Genomic DNA, 15026 nt, shown 5'->3' on the forward strand with positions numbered 1-15026 from the left:
GTCCCTCCCGTTCCTTTGCAAGCAAGAACGCCAAAGGATGTAAAACTTCCAAGATTAAAAAGTAAATTATCAATAATTTATACCAACCGTCCGGTAACACTCTAGGTGCTTGGGTCCTATTTCCATTTGCCTCGCAATTACGGCGCCGAATTGAAAAAAAAGCGTTTCCCCCTTAGGGGAAACGCTCTTTTAAAGGGACGGGACTTTGGAACTAATTCCTCTTGCCACCAGATCTCCCATCTCGGAAGTTGATACGGTTGGTTCACCGGGACCCGCCAGGTCGGCCGTTCGAACTCCTTTTGCAAGAACCGCCGCGACCGCTTCTTCCACCGCAGCCGCTTCCTGTTCCCACCCGAACGAGTGACGCAACATCATCGCCGCTGACAAAATGATGCCCAAGGGGTTCGCAATGCCACGCCCCGCTATGTCGGGCGCCGAACCGTGTACCGGTTCGTAAAGACCGACATCCGAACCGAGGCTGGCGGACGGCAGCATGCCGATCGACCCGGTAAGCATCGCCGCTTCATCAGACAGGATGTCGCCAAACATGTTCTCCGTTACGATCACATCGAATTGGCGGGGGTTTCTTATCAACTGCATCGCGCAGTTATCCACCAAAACATGTTCGCATTTCACATCCGGATATTCTTTCGCGATCTTGTTGACCGTCTCCCGCCACAGACGGGAAGATTCCAACACATTGGCCTTGTCGACCGAATGAACCAGTTTTTTGCGGGTTCTGGCGGTTTCAAACGCCATACGGACGATCCGCTCGATTTCACCCGTCGTGTAGACAAGCGAATCGGTCGCCATTTCCCCGTTTTCAATCTGTTTTCTGCTTTTTTCCCCGAAATAAATGCCGCCGGTCAACTCCCGCAGGATCAGCAAATCGACACCGGTCAAAATCTCCTCTTTCAGGGTGGAAGCGTGTAACAACGGCTTAAATGCCTTTACCGGCCGCAGGTTGGCATATACCCCCAACTCTTTTCGCATCCGGAGGAGTCCGGCTTCCGGCCGCAGGTGCCCCGGGTTCTCATCCCATTTGGGACCTCCGACGGCAGCCAGCAATACGGCGTCCGATTCCTTTAATCCTTGAACGGTTTGGGGAGGAAGCGGATCCCCGAACTTGTCGATCGCTTCCCCGCCGATCGGTAAAATCTGATAAGTAAACGTACGGGAAAAACGGCCGCTTACCGCTTCCAGCACTTTGACAGCTTCCGCGGTGATTTCGGGACCGATCCCGTCTCCCGGCAGAAGCGCGATTTTTTTAGACATGAACGTCCACCTTCTCTCTCCTGCGCCTATGTTCTTGTCCGTATGTGTCCATCCGTTTCATAATCAGACGGTTGATCGCATCCACATACGCGCGTGCACTCGCTTCCAACACATCCGTCGAAACGGCGCGTCCATTCGCGACAAAATCGCCTTGGCGCACCTGCACACGCACTTCACCGAGCGCGTCCTGGCCGCCGGTTACCGAATCGATTTGGTAATGCAGCAGTTCCACCTCTTCGCCGGTAATGCGGTCAATCGCGCGATAAATTGCATCCACGGCTCCATTGCCTACCGCGGCTTCCTGCAAAAGCCCCTTCTCATCATCAACCAACCCGACAGTGGCTGTCGGAACACCCTGCGTTCCGCAAGACACCTGCATATATTCCAACCGGTACGCCACCCGGGAAGAGTCGACTTCGTATTCCAACAGCAGGGACAGAATATCCTCGTCGGTCACGTATTTCTTTTTGTCGCACAGTTCTTTAAACTTGCGGAATACGTTGTTCAGCATTTCTCCTTCCAACTCGTAGCCAAGCGACATGAGATGATCCCTGAATGCGTGACGGCCGGAGTGTTTGCCAAGCACCAGCTTGCTCTCCGCCATGCCGACCGCTTCCGGGCGAATGATCTCGTAAGTCGATCTTTCCTTTAAGACTCCGTCCTGGTGGATGCCCGACTCGTGGGCGAATGCGTTTGCTCCCACAATCGCTTTGTTCGGTTGAACCACCATACCTGTCAGTTTGGACACCAGACGGCTGGTACGGGCGATTTGCGTCAGGTCGAGCCGGGTTGTCGCCTGGTATATGTTGGGACGGGTGGCAAGCGCCAGAACGACTTCCTCGATCGCCGCATTCCCGGCCCGTTCACCGATGCCGTTGATGGCACCTTCAATCTGGTCAGCTCCCGCCGCAATGGCCGCCAGCGAGTTTGCGACAGCCAGCCCGAGATCGTCGTGGCAGTGAGCCGACAATTTCAGTTTATCGGCTCCCGTCGCATGTTCCCGCACATATTTAAAACGATACGCGTATTCTTCCGGAGTCAAATACCCGACCGTATCCGGGATATTAAACACCGAAGCCCCCGCTTTGGCGGCCACTTCCGCCACTTTCACGAGAAAATCGAGTTCCGTGCGCCCCGCGTCCTCCGCTGAAAACTCGACGTCCGCAACATATTTGCGGGCGAGTTTGACCGCCGCCTCCACTTGTTCCAACACCTGTTCCGGCGTCATGCGCAATTTGTACTGCATATGAATCGGGGATGTGGCCAGGAACACGTGGATGCGGGGATGCTCCGCCCCTTTCAAGGCTTCGTAAGACTGCTCAATATCGCTTTGAATCGAACGAGACAGTGAACAAACACTGACTCCCCGGACCTCGTTCGCAATTCGCTTTACCGCTTCAAAATCGCCTTTGGAGGAAGCCGCAAAACCCGCCTCAATGACATCGACACCAAGTCGCGCGAGCTGTCTGGCAATCTCCAATTTTTCTTCCTGACTCAGGCTGACGCCCGGGGATTGTTCCCCGTCCCGCAACGTGGTGTCAAATATCTCAATCTTGCGCATAAATCTCCCTCCTTGTAATATTTGCTGTTTGTTCCGAGAAAAAATTGTGTTAACGTGACGGTTTGCTGATCCAGCTCATCATTTCGCGCAGCTTGGCGCCCACTTGCTCGATCGGATGTTCCGCTTCCCTGCGCTTGATCGCGTTATACGAAGGACGACCGGCCTGATTTTCGAGAATCCATTTTTTCGCGAATTCCCCGCGCTGGATCTCTTCCAGCACTTTGCGCATTTCCCGTTTCGTTTCTTCCGTGATGATGCGGGGCCCAGTCATGTAATCGCCAAATTCCGCCGTATCGGAAATCGAATAGCGCATCCGGGCGAGACCGCCTTCATACATGAGATCCACGATCAGTTTCAATTCGTGCAAGCATTCAAAATAAGCGATTTCCGGACGATAGCCCGCTTCCACCAATGTTTCAAAACCGGCCTTGACAAGGGCTGTCGCGCCCCCGCAGAGCACCGCCTGCTCACCGAACAAATCCGTTTCCGTTTCTTCGCGGAATGTCGTTTCAAACACGCCGGCACGGGTGCAGCCGATTCCCTTAGCGTAAGCGAGAGCGATATCCTTCGCCTTCCCGGTGGCATCCTGATGAACCGCAATCAGTCCCGGCACGCCGCCGCCTTGCGTGTATACCCGGCGAACCAGGTGTCCGGGGCTCTTCGGCGCCACCATCGCGACATCGACATCCGCCGGCGGCACAATCTGGCCGAAATGAATGTTAAATCCGTGAGAGAACATCAGCATTTGGCCGACACGCAGGTACGGTTCGATTTCATCCCGGTAAACCTGGGCCTGCCGCTCATCCGGCATCAAAATTTGAACCACATCCGCCACTTTGACCGCATCGGAAACCGTCATCACTTCAAAACCGTCTTCTTTCGCTTGATTCCAGGATTTTCCCGGTCGGCCCGCCACCACAACCTCCACGCCTGAATCGCGCAGGTTTTGTGCCTGGGCATGCCCCTGGGAGCCGTAACCTACGATCGCAACCTTTTTCCCTTGCAAAAATTGCAAATCTGCGTCTTTGTCATAATACATATTCATAAATCAAATTCCTCTCCCTAATCGAAATAATCGAAATATCGGTTGGTGCGCCGCCGTCCTACCTGACGCGGGCCACTTGCCCGCGGACCATGGCGGTTACGCCTGTTCTGGCGATTTCCTTAATGCCGTACGGACGGAGGAGTTCAATCAAAGCATCGTTTTTCTCACGATTTCCGGTTACCTGAATGATCATGGATGACCGACCGACATCGACGACCGACGCACGGAACGGTTCGACAATCCCCGAGATTTCGGTGCGGGAAGCCGGACTGGCCGCAATTTTTATCAGCAACAGCTCCCGTTCCACCATCGGGTCGTTCGTAATGTCCTGCACTTTGATCACATCGATCAATTTGTGCAGCTGTTTCATCACCTGCTCCAGTGTCGCTTCGTCGCCGATGGTCGTGATTGTCATGCGCGACAGTCCCGCCTCTTCAGCTGGCCCGACCGTCAGGCTGTCGATGTTAAAGCCGCGCCGGGAGAACAAGCCTGCCACCCGCTGCAACACGCCTGGTTGGTCGTTGACAATAACCGACAAGGTATGCTTCATTCTTCCCACCCCTTGACGATCATCTCATCAATTCCCTTGCCCGGCGGCACCATCGGGAATACGTTCTCGCCCTCTTCGACGATAAAATCGACCACCACCGGCCCCGGATACGCCAGCGCCTCGGCAATCGCCTTTTCCGCCTCCGCCGGCGTTTGCGCCCTGATGCCTTTGACGTTATACGCTTCGGCCACCTTTACAAAATCGGGGGCGCTGATTTTCGATTCCGACAAGCGGTTGCCGTGGAACATCTCCTGCCACTGCCGGACCATTCCCAAATATCCGTTGTTGATGACGAATACCTTAACCGGAATGTTGCGTTCGACAACAGTCTGCAGTTCCTGAATGTTCATCTGAAACGACGCGTCGCCCGCGATACAGATAACGGTCGCTTCCGGCCTTGCCAGTTGCGCCCCGATCGCGGCCGGGAAGCCGTATCCCATCGTGCCCAGTCCCCCGGATGTGATGAATGTCCGCGGATTTTTCGCGCGGTAAAAATGGGCGGCCCACATTTGATGCTGTCCCACTTCCGTCGTCACAACCGCCTCGCTGTTCGTCATCCGGTCGACCAAGTCGATCACGTATTGCGGCTTCAAGACATTCGAATCGTTCTTGTACGTCAACGGATATTCCCGGCACCAAGCCTGCACCTCATCAATCCAATCGCTACAGTTCGCACGCGGTCCTTTTTCCAGCAGCGCTTCCAGCGCGTTCTTCACATCGGCAACGATCGGATAATCGACCGCAACGTTCTTGCCGATCTCGGCAGGGTCGATATCGATATGAACTTTTTGGGAATGGGGCGAAAAACGTTCCAGTTTCCCGGTAACCCGGTCATCAAAACGCACGCCGCACGCGATCAACAAATCGCAGTGGTAGACTGCCATATTGGCTGCGTAGGTTCCGTGCATTCCCAGCATTCCGACAAAAAGCGGGTCATCGGGTGGAAAAGCGCCCAATCCCATCAGAGTGGAGACAACCGGAATGCCCGCCTGCCTTGCAAACGCCCGAATTTGCTCGGAAGCGTTCGCGCTGATGATGCCTCCCCCAATGTACAACAGAGGGCGTTTCGCTTTGGAAATCGCAGCGCAAACCCTTTCGACCTGCACCGGGCTCGGCTGGGTTGTCGGATTGTACCCGCGGATACAAACCGATTCCGGAAACACGAATGGTGCCACCTGGTTGGACACGTCTTTCGGAATGTCAACCAACACCGGTCCCGGGCGCCCGCTCCCCGCAATGTGGTACGCTTCGGCAAGAATCCGCGGAATGTCGGCCGCATGCCGCACCTGGAAGTTATGTTTCGTGATCGGCATTGTGATTCCGATTATATCCGCTTCTTGAAACGCATCGCGGCCGATCATCGTAAGGGGAACCTGCCCCGTAATGACGACGATGGGAGTCGAATCCATGTAGGCGTCCGTAATTCCGGTAATCAAGTTTGTCGCGCCCGGTCCGGAAGTCGCCATGACCGTCCCGACCTTGCCGGTGGCACGCGCGTACCCTTCGGCGCCGTGGATGGCTGCCTGCTCGTGCCGGACCAGCACATGCTCGATCCCACATTCGTAAAGCGCATCGTAGATGGGAAGAATCGCTCCGCCCGGATATCCGAAGATCGTCGTGACCCCCAACTTTTTCAAGCATTCGACAACCATCTGGGCACCTGTCATTTCCACCGGCTCCGCTTGGCTCTGCAGAGTCTTCGCCATCGTTTGCACCACCATCTCTCCCCACCTCTTTCCTCTTTCCTGCTTTTGCTTTCTTGTTACACAGCCTTCGAGACCAGTTCGGGAATCTTGGTTCCTTCGACGGTTGTGATTTTACGGAATTCACGAATCAGTGTTTCGGTCATCGTCCCCGGTTTACCGTCACCAATCACCCGGGAATCGACGTCGATCACCGGAATCACTTCGGCGGCGGTTCCCGTCAGGAACACTTCGTCCGCCACATACACATCGTGGCGGGTGAACGGCTTTTCTTCGCACGGGATGCCGAGTCGCTGGCAGATGTCCATGATCGCGTTTCGGGTAATGCCTTCCAAAGCGCCGAGATACGTGGGCGGAGTGATGACTTTGCCGTCTTTCACGATAAACACGTTATCGCCCGACCCTTCGCAGACGTACCCTTCGTGGTTCAGCATCAGCGCTTCCATGACCCCCGCTCTCGCCGCTTCAAGTTTAACCAAAACATTGTTGAGATAGTTCAGGGACTTGATCTTCGGATTCAACGCGTCCGGTATGTTGCGGCGTGTCGGCACCGTTACGACGGAAAGCCCTTTTTCGTAAAACTCTTGCGGGAACAGTTTCAGTTGCTCCGCAATGATGATGATGCTCGGTTTTGAACAGTTGCGGGGATCCAGTCCCAGGTCGCCGGTACCCCTTGAAACAACAAGGCGAATATAAGCATCCGCATAGCCGTTTCTGCGCAGGGTCTCGACTACGGCTTCTTCCATTTCCTGTTGCGACAGCGGAATGTCGAGCAGAATCGACTTGGCCGATTCATACAAGCGCTTGATGTGTTCTTTCAAGCGGAACACATTGCCGGAATAGCAGCGAATCCCTTCGAAAATTCCGTCGCCGTATAAAAATCCGTGATCGAATACGGAGATAACGGCTTTGCTTTTCGGTACGTATTCACCGTCAAGATAGATTAGCGATTCAGCCATGACAGCCCTCTCCTCTTTTTTCAGAATTGTCAGTCTTGATCAACTAATAAAAAATCTCACCCTCGACATTCGAACGTGCGGTAGAAACAATCGTTGCACATCCGACTGCTGGGGCGAGACATCCCGCGGTACCACCCAGTTTCTCCGTTTTCCTCACGAAAAACGGACTCGGCAAGTCGTGTTTGACTTCTGTCCTGTATCGGGGACAAGGCGTTGTTTCCTAATCGGGATCGCTCGCTGTCAGGAACGATCCGTTTCAGAAACAAAGCTCCAAGGTGAGCTTCGAAACAAAGATGGTGACCGCCCTCCCACCCAACAGGCGGCTCTCTGGCACCAGCGCTTTGGTTCTACTTGTCCTTGTCATCGCTTATGGTGTTCAGTTGTAACAACAAAGCCCCTGAGCAGGCATTTGCAGCAGAGGAGTACCATCCCTTCTTGTTCTGACGGCCGGCAGGCAATGCGCGGCTCAGGACAGTAATTCAGCTGGCTGCCAAGACCTGCCGAAGGGCTTCTATCCCTACGGTGTACACCCACCCACCGCCGGCTGTTGAGCCGGCAGAAATCAGTGCGGCATCGCTCGGTCCAGACCCGGCACAATTTTGCGGCGGAACCCTAGATGCCCTCTTGGACTGCTTTTCAGTGCGTGCGGATAATCTTCTTTCCCTTGTTCGTCTAACTCGTTAAACTGATTATAGTGAGCCAATCGATTATCTGTCAATGCACATTTTTATATTTTTTTATCTTTTCTGTAGCTGCCAAGCATGCGGACCTGATGTCCGAAGGTGCCAATTACGGAAATCGCCTTCTGCAGCTCATCCTGATGCATGCCGGCTTCCACATCGATAAAAAATTGATAAGTTCCAAGTTTTTTCCGGGTAGGCCGCGACTCGATCCGCGTCAAGTTCAGGTCAAAAGCGGCAAAAACGTTCAAAACGTGCACAAGGGCTCCAGCCCGTTCTTCGCTTAATGTCACCAGCAGCATCGTTTTATCGGCGCCGGGAACCGCTTTCTCCCCTCTGCGAACCACCACAAACCGCGTGTGGTTCTCGGGTACGTCTTGCAGATTGGATTGCAGAATTTGAAGTCCAAAATTTTTTGCCGCCCAGCTGTTGCCGATCGCGCCGACATCTTTCCGGTTGCTGGCAGCCAATTCCAAAGCCGCGGCCGCCGTGCTTTCCCAGGTTTTGACCTTCGCTCCCAGCTCCCGGATAAAATTCCTGCACTGCGCCAGAGGCTGCGGATGCGACCAGATTTCCCGGATATCCGACAGCACCGTTCCCTCGTTTACCAACAAGTTCTGCTCGATCGGCAGAACAATCTCCGCTTCGATAAACAGATCCGGGTCTTTTGCCAATCCGTCAAGCGTCATCGTAACGGATCCTTCGATCGAATTCTCGATCGGCACAACGCCATAGTCAATTTCTTGTTCCTGAATCGCGTCCAGAATGTCGAGAAAGGAAGAATACAAACTCCACTCCACTTCCTGCCCGGCAAAATACCGGAGGGACGCTTCCTCCGAAAAGGTGCCCCGGGGTCCCAAGTATCCGACTTTCACGTTATCATCCTCATCTCATCGCTTTACTTCGATTCTCTTTCACCAGCTTATTTTATAACCCTCAATACTTGCTTGATCGCCTTGACATGTTCCATGTCGCCCAACTCGTTGAGGGCATCGCGCATGTTACCTTCGCGAACTTCATGGGTGATGACGACAATCTCGGCCGTTTGATCGTCGGCCCACTTTTGGAACATCGTGTGAATGCTGACCCCGTGCTGGCCGATTTTGCCGGCGATCGCGCCGAGCACCCCGGCCTGATCGGCCACTTCCAGCCGCAGGTAGAACCGATGCTGGTTGTCCAGCGCGGATCGGATCTCTTTTTTATGGTAACAGTCAACAAGGAACTTGCCGCGCGTGCCCGCATGGAAATTGCGTACGGCTTCCACAATGTCGCCGACTACCGCGCTGGCGGTCGGCATTTGGCCGGCTCCAAGGCCCAAAAACATCGCCTCCCCAATGGCGTTCCCCCGCACAAAAATCGCGTTGTAAACGCCATTCACGGACGCCAAAGGGTGATCCAGCGGAACGAGCGCCGGGAACACCTGCGCCGAAATCATGCCCTCTTCGGTCTCTTTTGCCGAGCCGATCAATTTGATCGCAAACCCCATCTCTTTTGCATACTCGATATCCTTTGCCGTAATGGAGGTGATTCCTTCCACGTCCACATCCGGAAAATTGACCCGGGAATTGAACGCCAGCGAAGCGACGATCGCGATTTTGCGGCCGGCATCCCAACCCTCGACGTCAGACGCCGGATTCGCCTCCGCATACCCGAGCTGCTGCGCCTCTTTCAAAGCATCTTCAAACGCCATTCCCAACTGGCTCATCCGCGTCAGGATAAAATTGGTCGTGCCGTTGACGATCCCCATTACTTCGTGAATCTTGTTGCCCGCCAAATCTTTGCGGAGCGGACGAATAATCGGGATACCGCCGCCGACGCTGGCTTCATACAGGAAATCGCAGCCGTTTTTCGTCGCTTCAAAGGTTAACTCGTCGCCGTGTTCGGCAATCAAATCCTTGTTGGCGGTAACCACGCTCTTGCCGTTGCGAAAAGCGGTCAGCAGAAGGTCTTTTGTCCCTTCGATTCCGCCCATCACTTCCACGATGATGTCGATATCGGGATCGCTGACCACCTGCAGCGCGTCTGTCGTCAGCAGTTCGTTCGGAACTTCCACCAGGCGTTCTTTTTCCAGATCCCGCACCACAATCGATTTTATCCGCATGGGGAGGCCGGTTCGTTTCTCCAATTCCTCCCCGTTTTCCTCAAGCACCTTGTACACGCCGGAACCCACCGTTCCCAACCCCAGCATGCCGATTTTGATCTGCTTCTTCATCTCTCCCACTCCCATCTTTTTGTCTCTTCAGAAGAGACATTAGTCTCCAATTAGGAGACAGTATATAACACTTCGGCGGCACTTGGCAATAGTCATTTAAAACAAAATCATTTAAAACAAAAAGCCTTCACCGTTTAACAGGTGCGCTGATTCTCCAGGGAACGGGAATGGGAGAACAATACATCCGTTAAAAACGGGAAGGCTTTTGTTCGCACAACCAAACATCCGGTAACGATCGGGTTTCTTACTCACCCAGTTTTAAGAAAACCCGATTGTGTGCGCAACTTATTCGGTTGTCTTTGGGTTCATTATAGACAAGCTGATATTTTTCGTCAACTTTTGTCGCTAATCTTTTACTTCCACTCCTGCCAATTCTTCCAGCGGAAGCAGCAAAGCCGACACGTCTTTTCCGCCGTGGCGGGCATTTCGGGCCTCCTGGAATAGCTGCTCCGCCAAACTGGAGGCAAGCAGGCGCACCCCTTCTTGTCGCCCCATGTCGTTTGCGAGCATCAAATCCTTATGCAACAGGTCAATCGTAAATTTCGGCGTGAAATCTCTTTTCAGGATGCAATCCGGCACGGTGCGGTGCAGCATGGCGCTGTTCCCAGTAGACACCGCAATCACTTCGTAAAGCGTTCGCGGATTGACACCCATTTTGGCGCCCAACACAAATCCTTCCGACAAGGCGGCCTGCGTTACTCCGATGATCAACTGGTTTACCAATTTCGCAATATTGCCGGCGCCGGAATCCCCCATATGGCAAATGTTTTTCCCCATCGCCCGGAAAACCGGCAGCATCGATTCATAGGCTTCTTTGTCGCCACCAACCATGATCGTCAAGGTCCCGGCTTCCGCTCCCATCGGTCCGCCGGAGATGGGAGCGTCAAGATACGAGACTCCCAGCGGTTTCGCCAAATCGTACAATTTGCGGCTGGTATAAGGAGAGACGGTGCTGTGATCGATGACGGTCAGGCCTTTTTTGGCGGATGACAACAATCCGTCTTTGCCTGCGACGATTTCTTCGACAACCGCATCGTTTGGCACACAGAGCAGAACCGCATCGCAAGCGGCCGCCAGTTCGCCGTATGTATCCGCCACATCGCATCCCGCTTGCAGCATCTCCTCCCGAACTTCGGGCCGCCTCGCGAAAACGGAGACGTCAAAACCGGCTTTTTTCAAATTCCGAATCATCGGTGCGCCCATGGTCCCTGCGCCAACAAATCCGATTTTCATTCGTTTCGCCTCCCCTGTCAGTAGCTCTATAAATCTACAAAAATAATAAACCAAAGATCCCTCCACAATTCAACAGAGGGATCGCAAGTCGCAAAAAGATTACGCAAAATCCCGGTATTTAAGGTACATGTCGGCGACATGCTGGTCTTGATAGTTCATGGTAAACGAGATCTGGTTGACGGTGTCGTCTTTAAAGGTGTGAAACAGCATCTCCGCCACTTCTTCCGGTTCGTCCTTGTCCGGCTTCACCCAAAAATCCACCCGTCCGCTGATCGTATCGCCGATCTCATCGACCGCCACCATCCCGATCACATTGTGAAAATCGTCGTGCAAGTGGTATTTCACATGGTTTCCTTCCTCGGAGAGCAAACTGAGATGATAATCGCCCGCATCTTCGTCCGCTTGCTCCATTTCGAAAAGATCGTATTCACCGTCGGGATGGAGGTCGTTTTCAAAGATCCCATCCGCTTGCTGATCGTCTTCGAACGCCACATCAAGCGGTTCCATTTCGAGGATTTGCTCAATGTCGCCGTGCATCATGACGACAGAGGAAGTGGCGACGCTCAATGCCGCCGCGAGATGACTGATATACGTTCGCACTTCGTCCATCACGCACTCAAGGTTCCGTTCGCTGACTTTGCCGGTGTCAATCTGGACTGTTCCGGTCAACAGATCGCCTTCGCGATACACCAAATAGACGTCTCCAACCCATCCGCCGTCGCAATAAATGCTGACTGTCTCGCCCCCGTTGGTGCGCAACTCGGGTTTTAACGACACGACCGTCATCTGTCATCTCCCCTTTTACGAAGTTGAAATTAGTATCACCGGAAACTTCGACTGGTAAAGAGAGAATTTTTGGGAACAGATGCGGAAAAATTCACATCAACACGTTTTGGGTCAAGTGTTGGAAGATGACAAAGATGACAAACTTGAAGCGGGACGACGCGGGTCCCAAAGTAACCGGAGACCCGCATCAACCGGATGCGTTTTTATACGTTTGGTCCGCGTTTTTGACCGTCTTATTCGTCCCCCCGTGTGCCGATTTGCTGCTCCAGCCGGCTGACACGGCGCTCGAGCTCACGAATCTCCCGTGTATGACGGTCAATTTGCGATTCGATAATCGTAAGCTGCCGTTCCAAACGTTCGACCCGTTGTTCCAGTCTGTCCGGCGGAAACGGAGACGGAAACGGGAAGGGCAGCGGCTGCGGATAATACGGGCCGTAATAGCTCGGCTGCAATGGTTGTTGCACTTCACGAAAATCGATAAACAATGGGAAAACCTCCTTACGTGGTATAATCCGTAACACAATATGTGTCAAAGGAGGCTTTTGCCCGTTTTTCACAAAAATTGTGCGGGTGCCCAAACGCTGACTCTCCAAAACACGGTCGTCGTCAAACTTTTAGGACGGCGCCCGTGTTGGCTGACGTCACCAGCTTGGAATAGCGGGCCAACCATCCCGTTTTCACTTTCGGCTCCGGTTCTGCCCAATCCGCACGCCGTTTTGCCAGTTCTTCGTCACTGAGCTTCACTTCGATAAGCCGTTCGTCCACATCGATCACGACAATGTCTCCATCGCGCAGAAGGGCGATCGGACCTCCGGCCGCCGCCTCGGGAGAGATATGGCCGACGCTGATGCCGCGGCTTGCGCCCGAAAAACGTCCATCGGTGATCAACGCCACGCTCGAACCAAGCCCCATACCGGCGATTGCCGAAGTCGGAGCCAGCATCTCCGGCATTCCCGGCCCCCCCTTCGGTCCTTCGTAGCGGATCACCACCACGGCACCTTCTTTCACACGGCCCGCCATAATGCCTTCCAACGCTTCTTCCTGCGAATTAAAGATCACGCAAGGCCCTTCATGGCGTTTGACTTCCGTGGCTCCACTCTTGATGATTGCGCCATCGGGGGCCAAATTCCCGGTTAACACACGCAGTGCACCCTCGTGGCTGTACGGATTTTCAATCGTTTTGATGACTTCCGGGTCCCTGATTTCGGCATTTTTGATATTTTCGCCGAGAGTTTTTCCGGTCACCGTGATTCGCTCGAGATGGAGAACTCCTTTTTTGCTGAGTTCCTTCAGGATCGCGCTGATCCCACCGGCGCGGTGGACATCTTCCATATGCCAGTTGGATGCCGGACTGACTTTGCAAAGATGCGGCACCCGGCGGGAGATCTCGTCAATGCGTGACATCGGATACTCTATCCCCGCTTCACGCGCGATCGCCAGTGTATGCAGGACCGTGTTCGTCGAACCGCCCATTGCCATATCGAGCGCAAACGCGTCGTCAATGGCCTCAAGAGTTACGATGTCCCGCGGTTTGATGTCGTTCTCGATCAGATACTTCAGGCTTTCAACCGCCTTGGTGATCAGTTGTTTGCGCTCCGGGTCCGTCGCCAAAATCGACCCGTTGCCGGGAAGCGCGATTCCCAGCACCTCGCACAGGCAATTCATCGAATTGGCGGTAAACATGCCGGAGCAGGAACCGCAGGACGGACACCCGTTGTCCTCAATGTCCTTCAATTCGTCCGCGGTAATTTTTCCGGCTTTGTAAGCCCCGACGCCTTCGAATACGGAATTGAGGTCGACCACTTGCCCCTTGCTGGTTTTCCCGGCAGCCATCGGCCCCCCCGATACGAACACGGTGGGGATATTGATCCGCATGGCGGCCATCATCATGCCCGGCGTGATTTTGTCGCAGTTCGGAATGCAAATCATCCCGTCGAACCAATGGGCGTTGACGACTGTCTCAACCGAGTCCGCAATCAATTCGCGGCTCGGCAGCGAATAGCGCATGCCGATGTGTCCCATGGCGATTCCGTCGTCGACACCGATCGTGTTAAATTCGAACGGCACCATGCCCGCCGCGCGGACCGCTTCCTTCACCAATCTGCCGAATTCGTTCAAATGTATGTGCCCCGGAATGACCTCAACGAAAGAATTGCAAATCGCAACAAACGGTTTGTCAAAATCCTCGTCCTTCAGTCCGGTAGCTTTCAGCAAACTCCGGTGCGGCGCCTTATCAAACCCCTTTTTGATCATGTCGCTTCTCATTTTCCTCGTCCCTCTCCCGCTAAAATCTGGTTTTCATTCTATTCTGGAATTTAAATAATAGTAGCAAAGTAGGGCTGATATGACAAGAGACCGCAATCCGCCCGTCTTATGAATACGGAACGGGTTCTGGTTACATTTTGACGATGTATGCATACGCAAAAAACGCCCGGCACTAAGGCCGAACGCTTTGCAAGGTTTCTATAGTTCTGAGTATATTGTAGAATTGGCGTGCAGGCAAAGCTGTAAGCCACATTCTGTACTCTTGTGCTGCAAACGGTCGCCAACCTCGCACTCGAGCAGTAATCATCTATCTATCGCTGTACTCACGCTGCACTCAGCGATCCGCCCTTCCGTTCGTTTCCTTCCGGGCAGTTCCCCTACCATAATTTGGGTTTCTCGCAGATGGGGTTTACCTCGTTCCACTCTCCCCGTTTCCAGGAAGACTCCGTCACTGTGGCACTTTCAGGCTATTCGGAACATATCCCGAAGGACGTAGCTCCTTTCACCGCCGTCAGCCCGGTTTTGACCGGACTGCCCTGACTTATGGATTCGTCAGGCATCCAAACTCCGGGCATCACAGCCCGGGCGAGTGTGGACTTTCCTCACCGGCGACGAACACCGGCGCGATTACTCGCTTTGACCTGCATTCATCATGTATGATTGTTCAACCAAAGGACACATAGCCTACCACTACAAGCCTGCTCCCTCAAAACCGGATGCGAACAGGAGTCCCGCTTGGGAATCCACTTTCCCCCGT

The 15026-nt window shown here is 53.9% G+C and carries 12 protein-coding genes, 1 other RNA gene and 1 other annotated feature; all 13 genes read right to left on the bottom strand.

Annotation, left to right across the window (positions count from 1 at the left end; translation table 11 throughout):
* Positions 1 to 189: 189 nt before the first annotated feature.
* Positions 190 to 1275 (bottom strand): 3-isopropylmalate dehydrogenase, encoded by a 1086-nt coding sequence (leuB, locus tag AC4ED1_RS08015; RefSeq protein WP_490937434.1) that lies wholly within the window; start codon positions 1273 to 1275, stop codon positions 190 to 192.
* On the bottom strand, positions 1268 to 2836 hold the full coding sequence (locus AC4ED1_RS08020; protein ID WP_490937435.1) for a 2-isopropylmalate synthase: 1569 nt from the start codon (positions 2834 to 2836) through the stop codon (positions 1268 to 1270). The genes leuB and AC4ED1_RS08020 overlap by 8 nt, the downstream gene beginning before the upstream one ends.
* A gap of 49 nt (positions 2837 to 2885) precedes the next feature.
* On the bottom strand, positions 2886 to 3881 hold the full coding sequence (locus tag AC4ED1_RS08025; protein WP_490937436.1) for a ketol-acid reductoisomerase: 996 nt from the start codon (positions 3879 to 3881) through the stop codon (positions 2886 to 2888).
* A 58-nt stretch (positions 3882 to 3939) separates the two neighbouring features.
* Positions 3940 to 4431, bottom strand: a complete 492-nt coding sequence (gene ilvN / locus AC4ED1_RS08030; RefSeq protein ID WP_490937437.1) for an acetolactate synthase small subunit — start codon at positions 4429 to 4431, stop codon at positions 3940 to 3942.
* A complete protein-coding gene (ilvB, locus tag AC4ED1_RS08035) occupies positions 4428 to 6137 on the bottom strand; it encodes an acetolactate synthase large subunit (protein WP_490937451.1) in 1710 nt (569 codons plus the stop codon). Before ilvB ends, ilvN begins: the two co-directional genes overlap by 4 nt.
* Positions 6138 to 6193: 56 nt before the next feature.
* Positions 6194 to 7093, bottom strand: a complete 900-nt coding sequence (gene ilvE, locus AC4ED1_RS08040; protein ID WP_490937438.1) for a branched-chain-amino-acid transaminase — start codon at positions 7091 to 7093, stop codon at positions 6194 to 6196.
* Positions 7094 to 7199: 106 nt separating this feature from the next.
* Positions 7200 to 7466, bottom strand: a binding site (T-box leader).
* Positions 7467 to 7820: 354 nt separating this feature from the next.
* Positions 7821 to 8648 (bottom strand): prephenate dehydratase, encoded by an 828-nt coding sequence (gene pheA / locus AC4ED1_RS08045; protein WP_490937439.1) that lies wholly within the window; start codon positions 8646 to 8648, stop codon positions 7821 to 7823.
* A 47-nt stretch (positions 8649 to 8695) separates the two neighbouring features.
* On the bottom strand, positions 8696 to 9985 hold the full coding sequence (locus AC4ED1_RS08050; RefSeq protein ID WP_490937440.1) for a homoserine dehydrogenase: 1290 nt from the start codon (positions 9983 to 9985) through the stop codon (positions 8696 to 8698).
* 345 nt (positions 9986 to 10330) lie between these two features.
* Positions 10331 to 11284, bottom strand: coding sequence for an NAD(P)-dependent oxidoreductase (locus tag AC4ED1_RS08055; protein WP_490937441.1), 954 nt, complete (start codon positions 11282 to 11284; stop codon positions 10331 to 10333).
* Between the two features lie 33 nt (positions 11285 to 11317).
* Positions 11318 to 12004: a hypothetical protein gene (locus AC4ED1_RS08060; protein ID WP_490937442.1), complete on the bottom strand. Its 687-nt coding sequence runs from the start codon at positions 12002 to 12004 to the stop codon at positions 11318 to 11320.
* Positions 12005 to 12237: 233 nt separating this feature from the next.
* Positions 12238 to 12489 (bottom strand): hypothetical protein, encoded by a 252-nt coding sequence (locus tag AC4ED1_RS08065; protein WP_490937443.1) that lies wholly within the window; start codon positions 12487 to 12489, stop codon positions 12238 to 12240.
* Between the two features lie 121 nt (positions 12490 to 12610).
* Positions 12611 to 14269 (bottom strand): dihydroxy-acid dehydratase, encoded by a 1659-nt coding sequence (gene ilvD, locus AC4ED1_RS08070; protein WP_490937444.1) that lies wholly within the window; start codon positions 14267 to 14269, stop codon positions 12611 to 12613.
* Between the two features lie 238 nt (positions 14270 to 14507).
* An RNA gene (rnpB, locus tag AC4ED1_RS08075) (RNase P RNA component class B) lies at positions 14508 to 14908 on the bottom strand.
* Positions 14909 to 15026: the final 118 nt, after the last annotated feature.

The organism is Effusibacillus sp. SKA8 (assembly GCF_058273125.1).

Bases quoted from the DNA above. Each gene is read 5' to 3' on its own strand.
- leuB (WP_490937434.1), bottom strand. From the start codon at position 1,275: ATGTCTAAAAAAATCGCGCTTCTGCCGGGAGACGGGATCGGTCCCGAA.
- AC4ED1_RS08025 (WP_490937436.1), bottom strand. From the start codon at position 3,881: ATGAATATGTATTATGACAAAGACGCAGATTTGCAATTTTTGCAAGGG.
- AC4ED1_RS08050 (WP_490937440.1), bottom strand. From the start codon at position 9,985: ATGAAGAAGCAGATCAAAATCGGCATGCTGGGGTTGGGAACGGTGGGT.
- ilvN (WP_490937437.1), bottom strand. From the start codon at position 4,431: ATGAAGCATACCTTGTCGGTTATTGTCAACGACCAACCAGGCGTGTTG.
- AC4ED1_RS08060 (WP_490937442.1), bottom strand. From the start codon at position 12,004: ATGACGGTCGTGTCGTTAAAACCCGAGTTGCGCACCAACGGGGGCGAG.
- ilvD (WP_490937444.1), bottom strand. From the start codon at position 14,269: ATGAGAAGCGACATGATCAAAAAGGGGTTTGATAAGGCGCCGCACCGG.
- ilvE (WP_490937438.1), bottom strand. From the start codon at position 7,093: ATGGCTGAATCGCTAATCTATCTTGACGGTGAATACGTACCGAAAAGC.
- AC4ED1_RS08020 (WP_490937435.1), bottom strand. From the start codon at position 2,836: ATGCGCAAGATTGAGATATTTGACACCACGTTGCGGGACGGGGAACAA.
- ilvB (WP_490937451.1), bottom strand. From the start codon at position 6,137: ATGGCGAAGACTCTGCAGAGCCAAGCGGAGCCGGTGGAAATGACAGGT.